The sequence below is a fragment of the Streptomyces sp. NBC_00094 genome, assembly GCF_026343125.1.
GTDB lineage: Bacteria > Actinomycetota > Actinomycetes > Streptomycetales > Streptomycetaceae > Streptomyces.
In genome coordinates this window covers 1,578,150-1,594,864 of record NZ_JAPEMB010000001.1, presented here as the reverse complement: position 1 = coordinate 1,594,864, position 16,715 = coordinate 1,578,150, and the positions used below count along the sequence as shown (strand labels likewise).

Genomic DNA, 16,715 nt, shown 5'->3' with positions numbered 1-16,715 from the left:
TGGCTGAGCGATGACTACAGGTACTTCTTCAGCTCCCGGCGCGCCAGCGACCGCTGGTGCACCTCGTCCGGCCCGTCGGCGAGCCGCAGCGTCCGCGCCGCGGCCCACAGTTCGGCCAGCGGGAAGTCCTGCGAGACCCCGCCCGCCCCGTGTGCCTGCACGGCCTTGTCGAGGATGTCGACGACCGCGCGCGGGGTCGCGATCTTGATGGCCTGGATCTCGGTGTGCGCGCCCCGGTTGCCGACGGTGTCCATGAGCCAGGCCGTCTTGAGGACGAGGAGCCGCAGCTGCTCGATCGTCACGCGGGCGTCCGCGATCCAGTTCTGTACGACGCCCTGCTGGGCGAGCGGCTTTCCGAAGGCCGTACGGCTGACGGCCCGCCGGCACATCAGCTCGACGGCCCGCTCCGCCATGCCGATGAGCCGCATGCAGTGGTGGATGCGGCCGGGGCCGAGCCGGGCCTGCGCGATGGCGAAGCCGCCGCCCTCCTCGCCGATGAGGTGCGAGGCGGGGACGCGGACGTTGTCGAAGACCACCTCGGCGTGGCCGCCGTGGGAGTGGTCCTCGTACCCGTAGACCTGCATCGCGCGCCGCACCTCGACGCCGGGGGTGTCGCGGGGCACGAGGATCATCGACTGCTGGCGGCGGAGGTCCGGCTCGTCCGGATCGGTCTTGCCCATGACGATGAAGACGGCGCAGTCGGGGTTCATGGCGCCGGAGATGTACCACTTGCGCCCGTCGATGACGTAAGAGTCGCCGTCCCGCCGGATCCGGGTCTCGATGTTGGTCGCGTCGGAGGAGGCGACCTCGGGCTCGGTCATCGCGAAGGCCGAGCGGATCTCGCCCGCGAGCAGCGGCTCCAGCCACTGCTTCTTCTGCGCCTCGTCGCCGAACTGGGCGAGCAGCTCCATGTTCCCGGTGTCCGGGGCGGCGCAGTTGAGGGCGGTGGGGGCCAGGTGCGGGCTGCGGCCGGTGATCTCGGCGAGCGGCGCGTACTGGAGGTTGGTCAGCCCCGCCCCGTACTCGGCGTCCGGAAGGAAGAGGTTCCACAGGCCCTGCCGCCTGGCCTCGGCCTTGAGCTCCCCGACCACCGCCGGGGTGTCCCAGGGGGAGGCGAGCAGCGCGCGCTGCTCCTCGGCGACGGCCTCGGCCGGGTACACGTGCTCGTCCATGAAGGCGAGGAGTCGCGCGCGGAGCTCCTCGGTGCGTGCGTCGTAGGCGAAGTCCATGGCGGGTCAGCCCTCCTGAAGGGTGGTCAGGCCGTGCTCGATGAAGACGGGGACGAGTTCGCCGATGCGGTCGAAGCCGGCGCCGACCGTCTGTCCGAGGGTCCAGCGGTAGTGGATGCCCTCCAGGATCACGGCGAGCTTGAACCAGGCGAAGGCCGTGTACCAGGCGAGGGCGGAGGTGTCCCGGCCCGAGCGGGCCGCGTAGCGCTCGACCAGTTCGGCGGCGCTCGGGTGCCCGGCGGCCGTGGCGGTCGTGGAGATGGGGGAGTCCGGCAGGTCCAGCGGCGTGCTGTACATGACGAGGAGGCCGAGGTCGGTGAGCGGGTCGCCGAGTGTGGACATCTCCCAGTCGAGGACGGCCCGGATGCGGTCGTCCTCGCCGATGAGGACGTTGTCGAGGCGGTAGTCGCCGTGGATGACGGTCGGCGGGGGAGAGGCGGGCAGCGCCCGGCCGAGGGCCGCGTGCAGCTCCGCGATCCCCGGCAGCTCGCGGCCGCGCGAGGCGTCGAGCTGCTTGCCCCAGCGGCGCAGCTGCCGGTCGAGGAAGCCCTCGGGGCGGCCGAAGTCCCCGAGCCCCGCCGCCGCCGGGTCGACGGCGTGCAGGTCGACGAGGGTGTCGACCAGGCCGAGGACGGCGGCGCGGGTGCGCTCGGGGCCGAGCGGCGAGAGCTCCCGGGCCGAGCGGAACGGCGTCCCGTCGACGAACTCCATGACGTAGAAGGGCGATCCGAGGACGGACTCGTCCTCGCAGAGCAGCAGCGTCTCCGGCACGGGCACGTCCGTCGCGTGCAGGGCGCTGATGACGCGGTGCTCGCGCCGCATGTCGTGCGCGGTGGCGAGGACGTGGCCGAGCGGGGGGCGCCGGACGACCCAGCGGCCGGTGCCGTCGGTCACGACGTAGGTCAGGTTCGACCGGCCGCCCTCGATCAGCCGGGCTTCGAGGGGGCCGGACACCAGGCCGGGCCGCTCGCGGTCGAGGTACCGGCGCAGCTCTTCGGGGTCGAGACCTGGTGGCGGGGCGGAACTCATGGTGCGTACCTCCGGATCGTCTTCGGTCGGCGTTCATGATGACCGACCAGTCGGTATGTCGTCCAGAGGGGCGCCGGGAAACCCCGTGCCGCACTCTGTCCCTGGATCGCATCCCTGAATAGAGTTCACGTATGGATGCGATGATGAAGATGCTCGTCGACGAAGTCCGGCTGACCCCGATCCTCATCTCCGACCCGCCTCTCCTCAACGTCCAGGGCGTCCATCAGCCCTACACGCCCCGACTCGTGGTGGAAGTGATCACCAGGGGAGGAGTGAGCGGCCTCGGGGAGACCTACGGCGACGGCGTCTACCTCGACCTCGCCCGCCCGCTGGCGGAGGCCCTTGTCGGACACCCGGTCACGGACGTGAACGGGCTCTTCGCCCTCGCGGCTCTCGGGACGAGTACGGACACGGGGATCCCCCTGGACGAGGGTGTCGACGCGGGCGGCCTGCGCGGTGTCCGGACCGCCGACAAGCTCCGCCTCTCCGTCGTCTCCGCCTTCGAGACCGCCTGCCTCGACGCGCTCGGCAAGACCCTCGGCCTGCCCGTCCACGCCCTCCTCGGCGGCAAGGTCCGCGACACCGTCGAGTACAGCGCCTACCTCTTCCACCGCTGGGCCGCCCACCCGGGCGCCGGCCCGACGGACGACTGGGGCGCGGCCCTCGATCCCGCCGGGATCGTCGCCCAGGCACGCCGCTTCGACCGCCTCCACGGGTTCCGCTCCTTCAAGCTCAAGGGAGGGGTGTACGAGCCCGAGCGGGAGGTCGCCGCGATCCGCGCGCTCGCCGAGGAGTTCCCCGGCCGCCCGCTCCGCCTCGATCCCAACGGCGCCTGGTCCGTGGAGACCTCACTGGCCGTCGCACACGAGCTCGCGGACGTCCTGGAGTACCTGGAGGACCCGGCGAGCGGCACCGCCGCGATGGCCGAGATCGCCGCCCGTACGAAGGTGCCGCTCGCGACCAACATGTGCGTGACCACCTTCGAGGAGGTCCCCGAGGCCTTCGCGAAGGAGGCCGTACGGATCGTCCTCTGCGACCACCACTACTGGGGCGGCCTCCACCGCACCCGCGAACTGGCCGCGCTCTGCCGCACGTACGGCGTCGGGCTCTCCATGCACTCCAACACCCACCTGGGCATCAGCCTCGCCGCCATGACCCAGGTCGCCGCCACCCTGCCCGCACTCCACCACGCCTGCGACACCCACTACCCCTGGCAGACCGAGGACGTCGTCACCACCCGTCCCGTCTTCCGCGAGGGCCGGCTGACCGTCTCCGACGCCCCCGGCCTCGGTGTCGAGCTCGACCGGGCCGCGCTCGCCGCCCTGCACCGCCGCTGGCTCGACGACGACGGCACGCTGCGGGAGCGCGACGACGCGGCGGCGATGCGCGTCGCGGACCCGGAGTGGCGCACCCCCCGGGTCCCGCGCTGGTGAGGACGGGGGCCGGACGGCCTCAGGCGTGGCAGGCCACCGGCACCCCGCCGTTCATGGCCGCCATGTCACCGAAGACCGTCACCGGATTCAGGGGCGCCCCCTCCGGCAGCCCCTCCAGCTCCGCGTACGCCCGGTGCAGGTTGGCGACGAGCCGCTCGCTCTCCTGCCACGCCGCGAACTCGCCGAGCTCCGCGCCGCGCGCCGTCTCCAGCGGCGTCGCCCCCTTCGCGTACCCCTCGGCGGCCAGCTCCCGCACCCAGAGCAGGTACCGCTCCGTCGTGTCGTACGCGGAGGGGTCGGTCACCCGGCCGTGCCCCGGCACCACCGTCGGCGCGTCGAGCGAGCGCAGCAGATCGAGCGCGCGCAGCGAACCGGCGAGCGACCCCATCGGGAGGAAGGGCGTCCCGCCGTGGAAGACGAGGTCGCCGGTGAAGACCACGCCCTGCTCCGGGAGGTGCACGATCGAGTCGCCGGTCGTGTGCGCGGCGCCCGGGTGGATCACCCGCACCTCGATCTCGCCGACGTACAGCGTCAGCCGCTCGCGGTACGTGACGGACGGCGGCAGGATGTCGACCTGACCGAAGTCGGTCTGCGGCCACAGCAGATGGAGCTGGTGGCCGGCGGCGAGCTGCTCGGTCCGGCAGTTCTCGTGCCCGACGATCCGCGCCTCCGGCAGGAACACCCCGTTGCCGTAGGTGTGGTCGCCGTGGTGGTGCGTCGTGACGATGGTCCGGGGCAGCGGCAGCCCCTCGGCAAGCACCGCGTCGCGCAGCAGCCGCGCCCGCCGCTCGGTCGCGGCCGTGTCGACGAGGAGCGACTCGCGGGCGTCGCCGAGGAACCCGGCGTTGTTCAGACACCAGCCGCCGTCGGGCTGGACGAAGGCATGGACGTTCGGCGCGAGTTCGACCACATAGGGATCGGTGGCAGACAAAGGGATTCCCCCGGCTGAGAGCTCAACTGGACAGGGGAAGCGTGCCAGTCGGCCCGGTCCGGGGGAAGCCGGGGCGCGTCGTCCACACCCCGGCCCCACGCTTCGGTCAGGTGTTCTTGAGGAAGAGGGTGAGGGGCGTCGGGCCCGTGTAGGCGAACTCGCCTCCGGGCAGGCAGCTGACCTCGCGCCGCCGGCTCAACCCGTCGCAGTGCTCCGCGCTCAGCCGCATGAAGACCGTCGACGTGTGCCGGCCGGCCGGGAGCGTGGGGAGCGGGCCCGCTGCGAAGGTGGCGAAGGGGAGCCCGTCGAAGGGGGCGATCCGGCGGAGGGTCTCCGGACCGAAGGTCCGGCTCTGCTCCCGGGCCGTGCCGATGTCGCTGACGACCCGGACCCCCTGGAACTTCGAGACGAAGTCGTCCATCGGGTCGAAGCGGGCGGGCGTGTAGCCGCGGGGATAGCGGGCGTCGTCGCCGCCGGTGGCCGTGCCCCAGGAGGGGAAGCCGCGGTACCACTGCTCGCCCACGAAGGCCTCGCGGCAGGCCGGCGGACCCATGATCCGCTCGCTGATGCCGAGGAAGGTGTTGAGGTTGGTCCCGTCGGGACTGATGCAGTTGTGGTCCGCGGGAGGTACCGCGACCTGTGTGACGGGCCTGGCCTGAGTCTGGGCCTGGGCGGCGCCCGTGCCCGTCAGCACCGCGACCGCCACGGCGGCGAGCGCGGCCGTGCGCATACGAGTGGGTCTCATGGCCCGAGCTTGGCCCGCACCGACGAACCGCCCGGCGAGGACACGCCCGCCCTCTCCCACATGGCCTACGGCTGGGGCCGGTCCGGCCCATCCCTCGCGGGGAGCCGGGACGCGCGGCGTGTGGCTCCGGCCGCCACAGGCGCGGACTGGTCGCCACAAGGCCCCGGTCCTGGTGACAAGCGCTGGCAGGATGGCGCGGTGTCCGATTCTCTCCAAGCGCTGTGGCTGCGTGGCGTCGCGTTCAATCCGGCGGCGCCCTCCGACGTACTGATACGCCTGATGGGTCAAGCGGCCGGTGATCTCGGCCAGCTGATGTGTATGGACCGCGACCTGCCCGACGCCGTCATCGACGCAGCCCTGCGCCACCCCGAGTGGCGGATCCGCGGCGCGCTCGCCCGCAACCAGCACGTAGATCCTTCGCGACTCGCCTCCTTGGCAACGGACCCGTCGGGGCTCGTCCGCGCGCGGCTCGCCAACCCCCACCTCCGCCCCTGGCCCCGCTGGGTCCGACCACTGCCGGACGACATCCTCGTCACCCTCCTGACCGCCCAGGACGGGGGCGAGGACGGCAAGGTCACCGCGAACGAGATCATCTGGGAGCTCGACTCGTCCCGGCAGATCCCGCTGTCCTTCTTCCGCTCCATGGCCGGCCGCGAGGACCCCGCACTCCGGATACGGGCCACTTGGCGGTGGGAGTCGCTGACCCCGGCGCAGCGGGCGGGGCTGCTCGACGATCCGGACCCCGCGGTCCGTGAAGCGGCGCAGGACAGGAACTGGGAGCTGGACCCGGAACGGGTGGAGGCCGAGCTGCCGTCCATCCGTCCGAGCAGCAGGCCGTTCGTGCTCGGCAGGTGCGCTCTGTCGCCCGCGCTCGTCGAGCAGTGCTTCGCGGACGACACGGTGCACCCCCTGGCCCGGAACCCCCACACTCCGGCCGACGCCGTCGCCCGGCTCGCCCGGCATCCCGAGGCGAAGGTCCGCGAGATGGTCGCCGCCCGGCCCGACCTGGGACCGGACCTGGTGGCGGAGCTGAGGGAGGACCCGGACGAGGACGTGCGGATGCGCGCACGCCTCCACCCCTTCCCCCGCACCTGGGCCGAGTACGACGTGATCGACCGGGTCATCGGGCACGGTCCTGAATGCATCTGCCCGATCACCGAGCCGGACCCCGACCCGGCCACCGTGCCGTCGCCCGACTGGTTCGCCGCCTGCGCGGCGTCCGGGGAACCGGTGCTCCGCCGGGTTGCGGCGAGCTGGTGCGGCCTGCCCGCAGAACTCGTCGGGACACTCGCGCAGGACGACGACGAGGAGGTCCGGATCCGGCTGGCCTGCAACCACCCATTGGCCCCGCCACACCTCCTCCTGGACGTCTTCGTCACCCGCCCGGACCACCGTTCGGACCTGCTGACGCTGCCCGGCTTCCCCCGCACGGGCCGGACCCACCTCATCGGTCACCCGGACCCCGAGGTGCGCGCCCTGGCCGCGGCCGATCCCACCCTGCCCGACCCCCCGGTGGACGACCCCGACGAGTCGGTGCGCCGGGCCGCCGCCGCCAACCCGGGCCTGACGCCGGAGACCCTGGAGGCCCTCCTCGCCGACCCCCGCACCGCAGAAGGCGCCGCGGCCAACCCGTCCCTCCCCGCCGCCCGCATGCGCGCACTCCTCGACCGCTGCCTGAACGGCGCCGCAACCCCGCCGCCGGCCCGACGCTGAGAGACGACGCCCACCCGGCGATCACAGGCACGGATCAGGCCTGCGGCAGCGGTCCCGGAAACGTCTCGCACGGGACTCCCGCATCCACGTCAGTGGTCGTCCCAGTGGTTGCCGTGCGCCGCGTGCCGGTGCCCGTCGTGCGCGTAGTCGAGGTGGTCGCCGTGCGCGACGGCGGCGTGTCCGCACTCCGGCCCGTGCGTGTGGTCGGGGTGGGTGTGCGCGACGTGTGAGGTGGTCTCGCACTCGTCCCAGTGTCCGGCGTGCTCGCGGTGCAGGTGTCCGTTGTGGGCGTAGTCGACATGGTCCCGGTGCGTGACGGCGGTGTGCCCGCACGACGGACCGTGGCTGTGTGCGTGCGTGGGGTGTTCGTGGTGGAGGACGGTCATGACGTGGCCTCTGTGAGGGGTCGGCTGACCCTTCCAGGCTAGTGCCCTACATCCCTATCGTCCTGATTCGCACGGATTGTCGCGACTACTCCCTCCGTCCTGACTTGCGAGAGCCCGGCGCCCCGCCGAGGGTCGGGGTATGAAGGCGATCAGCTACCGCCGGTACGGCGGCCCCGAGGTCCTGGAGTACGGCGAGCTGCCCGACCCGAAGGTCGGGCCGGACGCGGTCCTGGTCGAGGTGCGGGCGGCCTCCGTCAATCCCGTCGACTGGAAGTGCCAGGCCGGATACCTCGACGGCATGATGGACGCGGTCTTCCCGGTCATCCCCGGCTGGGACGTCTCCGGGGTCGTCGTCAGGCCCGGCGTCTCCGTCACCGAGTTCGCCGTGGGCGACGAGGTCATGGGGTACGTACGCGAGGACTTCCTCTCCCGGGGGACCTTCGCCGAGTTGGTCGCAGCACCCGTCCGCACCCTCGCCCGCAAGCCGCGCACCCTGGGCTTCGACGAGGCCGCCGCCCTGCCCCTCGTCGGCCTCACCGCCTACCAGGTGCTCCACCACGCCCTCGCGGTCCGCCCCGGCGAGACCGTCCTCGTGCACGCGGCGGCCGGCGGGGTCGGCTCGATGGCGGTGCAGATCGCCCGCCACCTCGGCTGCCGGGTCATCGGCGCGGCGCGGGACGCCGGGCAGGCGAGGGTGGCGGAGCTCGGCGCCGAGCCCGTCCGCTACGACGAGCTCACGTTCGCCGAGCAGCTCAGGGCCCTCGCGCCGCAGGGCGTGGACGCCGTCCTCGACACGATCGGCGGCCCGTTCCTGCGGCTCTCCGCCGACCTGCTCGCCCCGGGCGGCCGCCTCGCCTCGATCGCCGACGGCGAGGTCCTCGCCCTCGGAGGCCGCTACTTCTGGGTCCGCCCGGACGCCGCCGACCTCGCGGCCCTCGCGGACCTGGTCGACGAGGGCGTCCTCACGGTACGGGTGGCCGCTACGTTCCCCCTGGAGCGGGCGGCCGACGCCCAGCGCGCAAACGCCGAGGGCGGACTGAACGGCAAGGTCGTCGTCACCGTCCCCTGAACGGCGAGGTCGACGAGACGTTCAGGTCCGTCGGGTCACCAGATCATCGCCGCCCCGCAGGCGGCCAGCGCGATCGTGCATCCCGCCGCGAGCAGCGCGCCCCGGTGGGAGAGGGGGCGTGGCCGCGCGGTGCTCAGGGAGCGGATCCGGCGGTGGGCGACGGCGAGGAAGCCGATCCAGACCAGTGCCGACAGCGCGAGTGCGGTCAGCCCCGTCGCCGTGGTGTCGTCGTGGAGGGCCAGTTTCACGGCGAGGACCGCCACGACCGTCCACGACAGGGTCGTACGCCGCCACGCGAGCCGCGTCCGCTCCGGCTGGAGCCCGGGATCGCGGACCTCCGGGTCGGGGGTCCCGGCACGGCCGGCCTCCCGACCGTCGGCCCCGGCGCCACGGGCCTCGGTCACCGCCCGGTCACCGACCCGTCCAGCCGAAGAGCACGACCACCACCATCGCGAGCGCCACCACGGCCACCGCGAGGCTCAGCACCGCCGGGAACCGGGACGTGGGCAGGTCCTCACCGCGCCGCATCGCCCGCTCGCAGCGCACCCAGTGGTTGACCGCCCGCAGCGCGCACAGCACGCCGGAGGCGAGCAGCGCGAGCGCGAGCCCGATCCGAACGCCCCAGCGCAGGTCCGGCAGGAACTGGTCGACGGCGAAACCGCCGGCGACGAGGGCGAGAGCGGTACGGATCCAGGCCAGGAAGGTCCGCTCGTTGGCCAGGGAGAAGCGGTAGTCCGGCGTCTCTCCCTCTTCCCGGATCCGCTGCGGCGCGAACCACAGCCGCAGGCTCTGCACGAAATCGCTCACACGTGCACCCTAGCGGTCGGATGTTCGCCCTGCCCGGCACCCCTCGCCCGCCTCCGTCACCCGCCCGACACCCGTCGCCCGCCTCCGTCGTCTCCTCCGTCACCCGCCTCCGTCACCCGCTCGCGCCATCCGTCCCGTGCGCCCGCAGCAGCTCGTACGCGGCCAAGCCGTCAGGCACCCACTCCCACTCGCCGAGCCGGGCGGCCAGCTCCTCCTCCGTCAGGAAGTCGTGCCAGGCGACCTCCTCCGCCTGCGGGTTCACCGGCAGGTCGCAGCGGACCTCGTACACCGCCGACCACCACTTCCCGGCCACGCCCCCGGAGTCGTACAGGAACTTCAGCACCGGCTCGGGCCGGGGCAGTCCGGAGACCCCCAGCTCCTCCTCGGCCTCGCGGAGGGCGGCCTCGTCGTAGGACTCGCCCGCGCCGAGGACCCCGCCGACGAACAGGTCGTACAGGGAGGGGAAGAGCAGCTTGTCCGCGGTCCTGCGATGGACGAAGGTCCGGCCCTCGGCGTCCCGGACCCGGACGAAGACGCAGCGATGGATCAGGCCCCGCGCGTACACCTCACCGCGTGGGGCCTGGCCGATCACCCGGTCGTGCTCGTCGACGACGTCGTGGATCTCTTCAGCGGCACTCATGACCGCCATCCAAGCAGTCCGCCGCGGTCACTGCCCCATGACGTACTTGACCGTCGGACCGGTGGTCCAGCCGCCGTCCACGGCCAGCTCCGCACCCGTCACGTACGAGGCGGCGTCCGACAGCAGGAAGACGACCGCGCCCGCGATCTCGTCGGCCTCGCCGACCCGGCCCATCGGCGTGTTCGGGTACTTGCCCTCGCCGCGCTCGATGCCGACGGAGGCCGTCATCGGGGTGTACGTCATGCCCGGGTGGACGGAGTTGACCCGGATCCTCGCCGTGCCGAGCTCCACCGCACCGATCTTCGTCAGCCCGCGCACGCCCCACTTGGAGGCGCCGTAGCCGGCGGTCAGGGCCAGGCCCATCAGGCCCGCGGCCGAGGAGATGTTGACGATCGAACCGCCACCCGCCTCCTTCATCGCGGGGATCGCGGCCTTCATGCCGATGAAGACACCGGTCAGGTTGATGTCCAGGACCTTGCGGAAGTGCTCGACGGACTCGGTCTCCAGGAAGGCGCCGGTGGAGATGCCCGCGTTGTTCACCAGGCCGTGCAGGCCGCCGAACTCCGCCACGGCGTACGCGACGGCCGCCGCCCAGCCCTCCTCGGAGGTCACGTCGTGGTGGAGGAAGCGCGCCCGCTCGCCGAGCGCGTCGGCGGTCGCCTTGCCGTCCTCGTCCAGCACGTCGGTGATCACGACGTTGGCCCCGGCGGACACGGCCTGCCGGGCGGCCTCGGCGCCCAGGCCGCGCGCGCCGCCGGTGATGAGCACGGTCTTGCCGGTGAGGTCGTTCATGAGGGGGTCCCTTCGGGGTCTGCGGGTGCTGTCCGGGCGGGTGCCGTGCAGCAGGGTGCTTTTCTCAGACGCTCCGGGGCTGTGCGGCCCGGAGAAGCGCGGTGGTCATCTCGACCAGGTCGGCGAGGAAGAGGGCCTCGCCGGTGAGGGGTTCGGCGCCGTCGAGGTACTGCCGGGCCCGGTCCGCCATGGCCGCGCCCACCACGGTCAGCGTCAGATCGAGGCGCTCCAGGAGCAGGGGCTCGGGCAGGCCGCCGGCGGCGAGGCGGTCCGCCAGCCGCTCGATCAGGTGCCAGTAGACGGTGCCGGCGAGCGTGGGGTGCGGGGTGCGGGTGCGGATCCCGCTCTCGTGGCTGAGCTGCGCGGAGATCCGCAGACAGCGGCGGCCCCGGTCGGTGCGCAACTCGCTCGCCTCGGCCGTGACGAGGGCGGCGACGAGCTCCTTCAGGTCGTCGCCGGCCGCGTCGAGCAGCGGTGCGAGCACCTCGCGCGTACGGGCCTGGCGGCCGGCCATGACCGCGTCGAGCAGCCCGGCGCGTGAGCCGAAGTGGTACTGCACCGCGGAGGGGTTGGCCTGCCCGGCCAGTGCCACGACGTCCCGCAGCTGCGCGCCGTCGACGCCCTGGGCGGCGAAGAGCTCCTCCGCCGCACGGATCAGTTTGTCCCGGGTCTCGGGCCCCGACGTCCTTGCCATACGAACATATTAATGCCCGACATTAGAAAGCGGGAGGGGCGGGGGAGACAAGAGGGGAGTGGCGAAACAGTTGACTCGATACATCCGTGTATCCAAGATGCGACCCATGTCCTACGACGCTGATGTGATCGTGATCGGGGCCGGCCTCGCCGGGCTCGTCGCCACCGCCGAGCTGGTCGAAGCCGGCCGTACCGTGATCCTCCTCGACCAGGAGCCCGAGCAGTCGCTCGGCGGCCAGGCCCACTGGTCCTTCGGCGGCCTCTTCCTCGTCGACTCGCCCGAGCAGCGCCGGATGCGCGTCAAGGACAGCCACGCCCTCGCCCTCCAGGACTGGTACGGCACCGCCGGCTTCGACCGGACCGAGGACCACTGGCCGAGGAAGTGGGCCGAGGCGTACGTCGACTTCGCCGCCGGCGAGAAGCGCTCCTGGCTCCACGCGCGCGGGGTCCGGTTCTTCCCGGTCGTCGGCTGGGCCGAGCGCGGCGGATACGACGCCAACGGCCACGGCAACTCCGTACCCCGTTTCCACATCACCTGGGGTACGGGCCCGGGCCTCGTCGCCCCCTTCGAGCAGCGTGTGCGCGAGGGCGTCGCCCGCGGCCTCGTCCAGCTCCGCTTCCGTCACCGCGTCACCGCCCTCGGCCGCACCGCCGGAGCCGTCGACACCGTCACGGGCGAGATCCTGGAACCCTCCACCGCCGAGCGGGGGACGGCCAGCACCCGCACGCCCACCGGCACCTTCGAACTGCGGGCCCAGGCCGTGATCGTCACCTCCGGCGGCATCGGCGGCAACCACGACCTCGTACGCGAGCAGTGGCCCGCCCGCCTCGGCACCCCGCCCGCCAGGATGCTCTCCGGCGTCCCCGCCCACGTCGACGGCCTGATGCTCGGCGTCGCGGAGAAGGCCGGCGCTCACCACATCAACCGGGACCGGATGTGGCACTACACCGAGGGCATCGAGAACTGGAACCCGATCTGGGCCCGGCACGGCATCCGCATCCTGCCCGGCCCGTCCTCGCTCTGGCTCGACGCGACCGGCAAGCGCCTGCCCGTCCCGCTCTTCCCCGGCTTCGACACCCTCGGCACGCTCGAACACATCATGCGGACCGGCCACGACCACACCTGGTTCGTCCTCGACAAGCGGATCATCGGCAAGGAGTTCGCCCTCTCCGGCTCCGAACAGAACCCCGACCTCACCGGCAAGTCCGTCCGCGACGTGATCGGCCGCGCCCGCGCCGACGTCCCCGCACCGGTCCAGGCCTTCATGGACCGGGGCGTCGACTTCGTCGTCGAGAACGACCTCTCCGCGCTCGTCCGCGGCATGAACGCGCTCACCGAGGAGCCGCTCATCGACGAGGAGGCCCTCCGCCGGGAGATCACCGCCCGCGACCGCGAGATCGCCAACCCCTTCACGAAGGACCTCCAGGTCACGGCGATCCGGGGCGCCCGCAAGTACCTGGGCGACAAGCTCATCCGTACGGCGGCCCCGCACCGCATCCTCGACCCCAAGGCGGGCCCGCTGATCGCCGTCCGCCTCAACATCCTCACCCGCAAGTCACTCGGCGGGCTGGAGACGGACCTCTCCTCCCGGGTTCTGACGGAGAGCGGGGAACCGCTGGAGGGCGTGTACGCGGCGGGCGAGGCGGCCGGCTTCGGCGGTGGCGGAGTCCACGGCTACCGCTCCCTCGAAGGCACCTTCCTCGGCGGCTGCATCTTCTCGGGCCGGGCGGCGGGCCGGGCAGCGGCGCAGGCGACCGGCTGACACCCCGGGGCGGCGCGCCCACCCGAACCCCGGCCCGCGCCGCCCCTCTGCAGCGTCTCCACCACTCGAACCGACCCGCGCAGCCCCTCTGCAGCTACAGCGTCTCCACCACCCGGAACCGCTCCGCGACCACCATCGTCCCGTCGTCCACCACGAACTCCGGGTCGCCGAGCCCCTCGCGCATCTCCTCGCTGTGCCAGAAGCGCTCATGGGCCGACCGCCACTCCGCGACCGTCGTGTGCCCCTCGCCCTCGTCGAGCGCGTGCCGGAGGCCGACCTCGCCGAGGGGCAGGACCCGGACCTCCGTCACCTCCACGACCGCGACCTCGCGCCCGTCCGAGTCGATGAGGGCCGAGCGCTCGCCGACCTCCGGCAGGTCCTCGTTCTCGACCTGCCACTCCACCAGGAGGCCGGTCGTGGAGACCTTCTCGCCGGCGAGCACTGCGGCGACGAGAAGGTCCCGCAGGGGGCCGGGGTAGGCGAGCAGGAAGGGCTTGAGTGCGTGAGGGCCGGTCATGGCCGACAGTCTGTCAGCCATGACCGGCCCTCACGGCCGTACACACGCTCGGGTCACAACACCAGTGACAGCAGCAGCACGAACACGATGCCCACGACCGAGATGATCGTCTCCATCACCGACCAGGTCTTGATCGTCTGGCCGACGTTCATCCCGAAGTACTCCTTCACCAGCCAGAACCCGGCGTCGTTGACATGGCTGAAGAAGAGCGACCCCGCACCGATCGCGAGCACCAGCAGCGCCGTCTCGCTCGTCGACATGCCCTCCGCCAGCGGAGCCACGAGCCCCGCCGCCGAGATCGTCGCCACCGTCGCGGATCCGGTCGCGAGCCGGATCGCCACCGCGATCAGCCAGGCGAGCAGCAGCGCCGGGATGGACCAGCTCTCGGAGAATTCGAGGATCATCTGGCCGACGCCGATGTCGATCAGGGTCTGCTTGAAGCCGCCACCCGCGCCGACGATCAGCAGCACACCCGCGATCGGGGCGAGCGACTTCTCGACGGTCGAGGACAGTCGCTCCTTGGTGAAGCCGGCCGCCCGGCCCAGCGTGAACATGCCGACTATGACGGCGGCGAGGAGCGCGATCAGCGGCGAGCCGATGACGTCGGTGACCTTCTGGACACCGTTCTCCGGGTCGTCGACGACGATGTCGACGAGCGCCTTGACCAGCATCAGGACGACCGGCAGCAGGACGGTCGCCACGGTGGCGCCGAAGCCGGGACGCTTCTCCAGGTCCTCGGAGGGTCGGACCGGGACCATGTTCTCGGGGACCGGGATGTCCACCCAGCGGGCGGCGTACCGGGAGAACAGCGGACCGGCGATGATCACGGTCGGAATGGCGACGACGAGACCGAGCGCGAGGGTGACGCCCAGGTTCGCGCCGAGCGCGTCGATCGCGACGAGCGGACCGGGGTGCGGCGGGATGAGCCCGTGCATCACGGAGAGACCGGCCAGGGCCGGGATGCCGATCCGCATCAGGGAGTAGTTGCCGCGCTTGGCGACGAGCAGGACGACCGGGATCAGCAGCACGATGCCGACCTCGAAGAAGAGCGGCAGGCCGATCACGGAGGCGATGAGGACCATCGCCCAGGGCATGGCCCGGCCGCTCGCCCGCGCCAGGATCGTGTCGACGATCTGGTCGGCGCCGCCCGAGTCGGCGAGGAGCTTGCCGAGGATCGCGCCGAGGGCGATCAGCACGCCCACACCGGCGACGGTGTTGCCGAGACCGGTGGTGAAGGACTTGATGGTGTCCGCGAGCGGCGCTCCGGCGAACGCGCCGAGCGCGAGCGAGCCGATGGTCAGCGCCAGGAACGCGTGGAGCTTGTACCTGGTGATGAGCACGACGATGAGGGCGATGCCGGCGAGTACGGCGATGCCGAGCTGGGCGTTGCCTGCCGAGGTGATGGGTTCGGCGGCGTCCGCTGCCAGGATCTCGACGCTGAGACTGGTCACGGTGTGGGGTCCTCGGGGGTCAGTGGGTGAGCCGGCGGAGCGCGGCGACGGCCCGGGCGGCGATTTCTTCGGGGGTGCCGGAGACGTCGACGGCGACGCCGGCCTCGTCCTCCCGCAGCGGCTGCAGGGTGGCGAACTGGGAGTCCAGGAGCGCCGTCGGCATGAAGTGGCCCTCGCGGGCCCCCATCCGCCGCTCGATCAGCTCCCGGTCGCCGGTCAGATGGAGGAAGACCACACCCGGGGCCGCGGCGCGCAGCCGGTCCCGGTACGCCCGCTTCAGCGCGGAGCTGCTGACCACCCCGCCGCGCCCGGCCCGGTCGTGCGCCCACGCCCCGATGGCGTCGAGCCACGGCTCCCGGTCGGTGTCGTCCAGGGGGACGCCGGCCGACATCTTGGCCACGTTCGCCGCCGGGTGGAAGTCGTCGCCCTCCGCGTAGGGGAGGTCCAGCGCCTCGGCGACCAGCGGACCGATGGTGGTCTTGCCGGTCCCGGCGACGCCCATCACGACGACGACTGTCCTCGTCCTGGGCTGGGGGGTGGTGCTCATGGGTGGTGCCTCGCTGTCTTCTTCGACATCGATCCGTCGCGCCCATGAAACCCATTGGGTACGACGTATTCAAGAGGCTGTGACGAAAAAGTCGTACTTTTAATTCCCGAGGTGATCATCCCCGCGGGCGCGCATAGGCTTGCCACCATGACGACACCGGCCCAGGGGCTTCATTCGCACGTCCTCGCCACCCTGGGTCTCGCGATCACCGCGGGGGAGTACCCGCCGGGCACCGTGCTGCGCACCGACGAGCTCGCCCAGCGCTTCGACGTCTCCAGGACCGTGGTCCGCGAGGTCGTACGCGTCCTGGAGTCCATGCACCTCGTCGAGTCCCGCCGCCGCGTCGGCGTGACCGTGCTCCCCACCGCGAGCTGGAACGTGTACGACCCCCAGGTCATCCGCTGGCGGCTCGCCGGCGCCGACCGTCCCCGCCAGCTCCGCTCCCTCACCGTGCTGCGCTCGGCCGTCGAACCCGTCGCCGCCGGCCTCGCCGCGCTGCACGCCACCCCCGAACAGTGCCGCGAGCTCACCGAGCAGGCCCTCGGCATGGTCGCCACCTCGCGCGGCCGGCGCCTGGAGGAGTACCTGGTCCACGACATCGCCTTCCACCGGGTCGTCCTCAACGCCTCGGGGAACGAGATGTTCGCCCGCCTCGGCGACGTCGTCGCCGAGGTGCTCACCGGCCGCACCCACCACCAGGTGATGTTCGAGGACCCGGACCCGGCCGCCGTCACCCTCCACGTCCAGGTCGCCGAGGCGGTACGCGAACGGGACGCGTCCCGCGCGGAGGAGCTCACCCGCCGGATCGCGGTCGGCGCCCTCCGGGAACTGGACGTCCTCGCGCCCTAGGGGGTGTCTTGCCGATCAGGCCCTGCTCCCTGATCCGGCCTGATCGACAAGACACCCCCTAGGCCCGCCAAGCTCTGAACTAGCTCAAATACGGGCGTTCAGTGACATGCGCCACTGCCAG

General features: G+C 72.2%; 18 protein-coding genes. 5 read left to right on the top strand and 13 right to left on the bottom strand.

All coding sequences use genetic code 11. The annotated features are described in order from the left end of the window. Nucleotides 1-14: 14 nt before the first annotated feature. Both OG580_RS06825 and OG580_RS06820 read right to left on the bottom strand, forming a co-directional pair. Nucleotides 15-1,229, bottom strand: coding sequence for an acyl-CoA dehydrogenase family protein (locus OG580_RS06825; RefSeq protein WP_267042730.1), 1,215 nt, complete (start codon nt 1,227-1,229; stop codon nt 15-17). Nucleotides 1,230-1,235: 6 nt separating this feature from the next. Continuing rightward, nucleotides 1,236-2,258 (bottom strand): phosphotransferase family protein, encoded by a 1,023-nt coding sequence (locus OG580_RS06820; RefSeq protein ID WP_267042729.1) that lies wholly within the window; start codon nt 2,256-2,258, stop codon nt 1,236-1,238. A gap of 131 nt (nt 2,259-2,389) precedes the next feature. Here OG580_RS06820 and OG580_RS06815 point away from each other — a divergent pair, with 131 nt between their 5' ends. Further along, nucleotides 2,390-3,691, top strand: a complete 1,302-nt coding sequence (locus tag OG580_RS06815; RefSeq protein WP_267042728.1) for an enolase C-terminal domain-like protein — start codon at nt 2,390-2,392, stop codon at nt 3,689-3,691. A gap of 19 nt (nt 3,692-3,710) precedes the next feature. On the opposite strand, the gene OG580_RS06810 is transcribed toward OG580_RS06815, so the two are convergent. Both OG580_RS06810 and OG580_RS06805 read right to left on the bottom strand, forming a co-directional pair. Continuing rightward, nucleotides 3,711-4,622 carry an MBL fold metallo-hydrolase gene (locus tag OG580_RS06810; RefSeq protein ID WP_267042727.1) on the bottom strand — a complete coding sequence of 304 codons (912 nt, stop codon included), beginning with the start codon at nt 4,620-4,622 and terminating at the stop codon, nt 3,711-3,713. Nucleotides 4,623-4,728: 106 nt separating this feature from the next. Further along, nucleotides 4,729-5,367 (bottom strand): hypothetical protein, encoded by a 639-nt coding sequence (locus OG580_RS06805; RefSeq protein WP_267042726.1) that lies wholly within the window; start codon nt 5,365-5,367, stop codon nt 4,729-4,731. 198 nt (nt 5,368-5,565) lie between these two features. On the opposite strand from OG580_RS06805, the gene OG580_RS06800 reads away from it, so the two are divergent. Then, nucleotides 5,566-7,080, top strand: coding sequence for a hypothetical protein (locus OG580_RS06800; protein ID WP_267042725.1), 1,515 nt, complete (start codon nt 5,566-5,568; stop codon nt 7,078-7,080). An 89-nt stretch (nt 7,081-7,169) separates the two neighbouring features. Here the strand turns inward: OG580_RS06800 and OG580_RS06795 are convergent, their stop codons facing one another. Continuing rightward, the gene (locus OG580_RS06795) at nt 7,170-7,466 is read right to left on the bottom strand and encodes a hypothetical protein (protein ID WP_267042724.1); all 297 of its coding nucleotides are present in this window, start codon (nt 7,464-7,466) and stop codon (nt 7,170-7,172) included. Nucleotides 7,467-7,605: 139 nt separating this feature from the next. On the opposite strand from OG580_RS06795, the gene OG580_RS06790 reads away from it, so the two are divergent. After that, a complete protein-coding gene (locus tag OG580_RS06790) occupies nt 7,606-8,535 on the top strand; it encodes an NADP-dependent oxidoreductase (RefSeq protein ID WP_267042723.1) in 930 nt (309 codons plus the stop codon). Nucleotides 8,536-8,570: 35 nt separating this feature from the next. On the opposite strand, the gene OG580_RS06785 is transcribed toward OG580_RS06790, so the two are convergent. From OG580_RS06785 to OG580_RS06765, 5 genes are all read right to left on the bottom strand, one after another. Then, the gene (locus OG580_RS06785; protein WP_267042722.1) at nt 8,571-8,939 is read right to left on the bottom strand and encodes a DUF202 domain-containing protein; all 369 of its coding nucleotides are present in this window, start codon (nt 8,937-8,939) and stop codon (nt 8,571-8,573) included. A gap of 7 nt (nt 8,940-8,946) precedes the next feature. Further along, nucleotides 8,947-9,342, bottom strand: a complete 396-nt coding sequence (locus OG580_RS06780) for a YidH family protein (RefSeq protein ID WP_267042721.1) — start codon at nt 9,340-9,342, stop codon at nt 8,947-8,949. Nucleotides 9,343-9,454: 112 nt separating this feature from the next. Further along, the gene (locus tag OG580_RS06775) at nt 9,455-9,982 is read right to left on the bottom strand and encodes an NUDIX hydrolase (RefSeq protein WP_267042720.1); all 528 of its coding nucleotides are present in this window, start codon (nt 9,980-9,982) and stop codon (nt 9,455-9,457) included. Between the two features lie 27 nt (nt 9,983-10,009). Then, nucleotides 10,010-10,774 (bottom strand): glucose 1-dehydrogenase, encoded by a 765-nt coding sequence (locus OG580_RS06770; protein WP_267042719.1) that lies wholly within the window; start codon nt 10,772-10,774, stop codon nt 10,010-10,012. Between the two features lie 64 nt (nt 10,775-10,838). After that, nucleotides 10,839-11,468, bottom strand: a complete 630-nt coding sequence (locus OG580_RS06765; RefSeq protein ID WP_267042718.1) for a TetR/AcrR family transcriptional regulator — start codon at nt 11,466-11,468, stop codon at nt 10,839-10,841. A gap of 106 nt (nt 11,469-11,574) precedes the next feature. Between OG580_RS06765 and OG580_RS06760 the strand changes: the two genes are divergently transcribed. Continuing rightward, nucleotides 11,575-13,230: an FAD-binding dehydrogenase gene (locus tag OG580_RS06760; protein ID WP_267042717.1), complete on the top strand. Its 1,656-nt coding sequence runs from the start codon at nt 11,575-11,577 to the stop codon at nt 13,228-13,230. Nucleotides 13,231-13,324: 94 nt separating this feature from the next. Here OG580_RS06760 and OG580_RS06755 read toward each other — a convergent pair whose 3' ends face one another. Genes OG580_RS06755 through OG580_RS06745 form a run of 3 tightly spaced genes read right to left on the bottom strand, consistent with a single transcriptional unit; the run spans nt 13,325 to nt 15,745 of the window. Next, a complete protein-coding gene (locus OG580_RS06755) occupies nt 13,325-13,747 on the bottom strand; it encodes an ASCH domain-containing protein (RefSeq protein ID WP_267042716.1) in 423 nt (140 codons plus the stop codon). Between the two features lie 53 nt (nt 13,748-13,800). Then, nucleotides 13,801-15,198, bottom strand: coding sequence for a GntP family permease (locus OG580_RS06750; RefSeq protein WP_267042715.1), 1,398 nt, complete (start codon nt 15,196-15,198; stop codon nt 13,801-13,803). A gap of 19 nt (nt 15,199-15,217) precedes the next feature. After that, a complete protein-coding gene (locus OG580_RS06745; protein ID WP_267042714.1) occupies nt 15,218-15,745 on the bottom strand; it encodes a gluconokinase in 528 nt (175 codons plus the stop codon). A 147-nt stretch (nt 15,746-15,892) separates the two neighbouring features. Here OG580_RS06745 and OG580_RS06740 point away from each other — a divergent pair, with 147 nt between their 5' ends. Next, nucleotides 15,893-16,594, top strand: coding sequence for a FadR/GntR family transcriptional regulator (locus OG580_RS06740; protein WP_267042713.1), 702 nt, complete (start codon nt 15,893-15,895; stop codon nt 16,592-16,594). Nucleotides 16,595-16,715 lie beyond the last annotated feature (121 nt).

Excerpts from the sequence above, each read along its gene's own strand:
- OG580_RS06825 (WP_267042730.1), bottom strand. The coding sequence starts at position 1,229 with ATGGACTTCGCCTACGACGCACGCACCGAGGAGCTCCGCGCGCGACTC.
- OG580_RS06820 (WP_267042729.1), bottom strand. The coding sequence starts at position 2,258 with ATGAGTTCCGCCCCGCCACCAGGTCTCGACCCCGAAGAGCTGCGCCGG.
- OG580_RS06815 (WP_267042728.1), top strand. The coding sequence starts at position 2,390 with ATGGATGCGATGATGAAGATGCTCGTCGACGAAGTCCGGCTGACCCCG.
- OG580_RS06805 (WP_267042726.1), bottom strand. The coding sequence starts at position 5,367 with ATGAGACCCACTCGTATGCGCACGGCCGCGCTCGCCGCCGTGGCGGTC.
- OG580_RS06795 (WP_267042724.1), bottom strand. The coding sequence starts at position 7,466 with ATGACCGTCCTCCACCACGAACACCCCACGCACGCACACAGCCACGGT.
- OG580_RS06790 (WP_267042723.1), top strand. The coding sequence starts at position 7,606 with ATGAAGGCGATCAGCTACCGCCGGTACGGCGGCCCCGAGGTCCTGGAG.
- OG580_RS06775 (WP_267042720.1), bottom strand. The coding sequence starts at position 9,982 with ATGAGTGCCGCTGAAGAGATCCACGACGTCGTCGACGAGCACGACCGG.
- OG580_RS06770 (WP_267042719.1), bottom strand. The coding sequence starts at position 10,774 with ATGAACGACCTCACCGGCAAGACCGTGCTCATCACCGGCGGCGCGCGC.
- OG580_RS06765 (WP_267042718.1), bottom strand. The coding sequence starts at position 11,468 with ATGGCAAGGACGTCGGGGCCCGAGACCCGGGACAAACTGATCCGTGCG.
- OG580_RS06760 (WP_267042717.1), top strand. The coding sequence starts at position 11,575 with ATGTCCTACGACGCTGATGTGATCGTGATCGGGGCCGGCCTCGCCGGG.
- OG580_RS06755 (WP_267042716.1), bottom strand. The coding sequence starts at position 13,747 with ATGACCGGCCCTCACGCACTCAAGCCCTTCCTGCTCGCCTACCCCGGC.
- OG580_RS06745 (WP_267042714.1), bottom strand. The coding sequence starts at position 15,745 with ATGAGCACCACCCCCCAGCCCAGGACGAGGACAGTCGTCGTCGTGATG.
- OG580_RS06740 (WP_267042713.1), top strand. The coding sequence starts at position 15,893 with ATGACGACACCGGCCCAGGGGCTTCATTCGCACGTCCTCGCCACCCTG.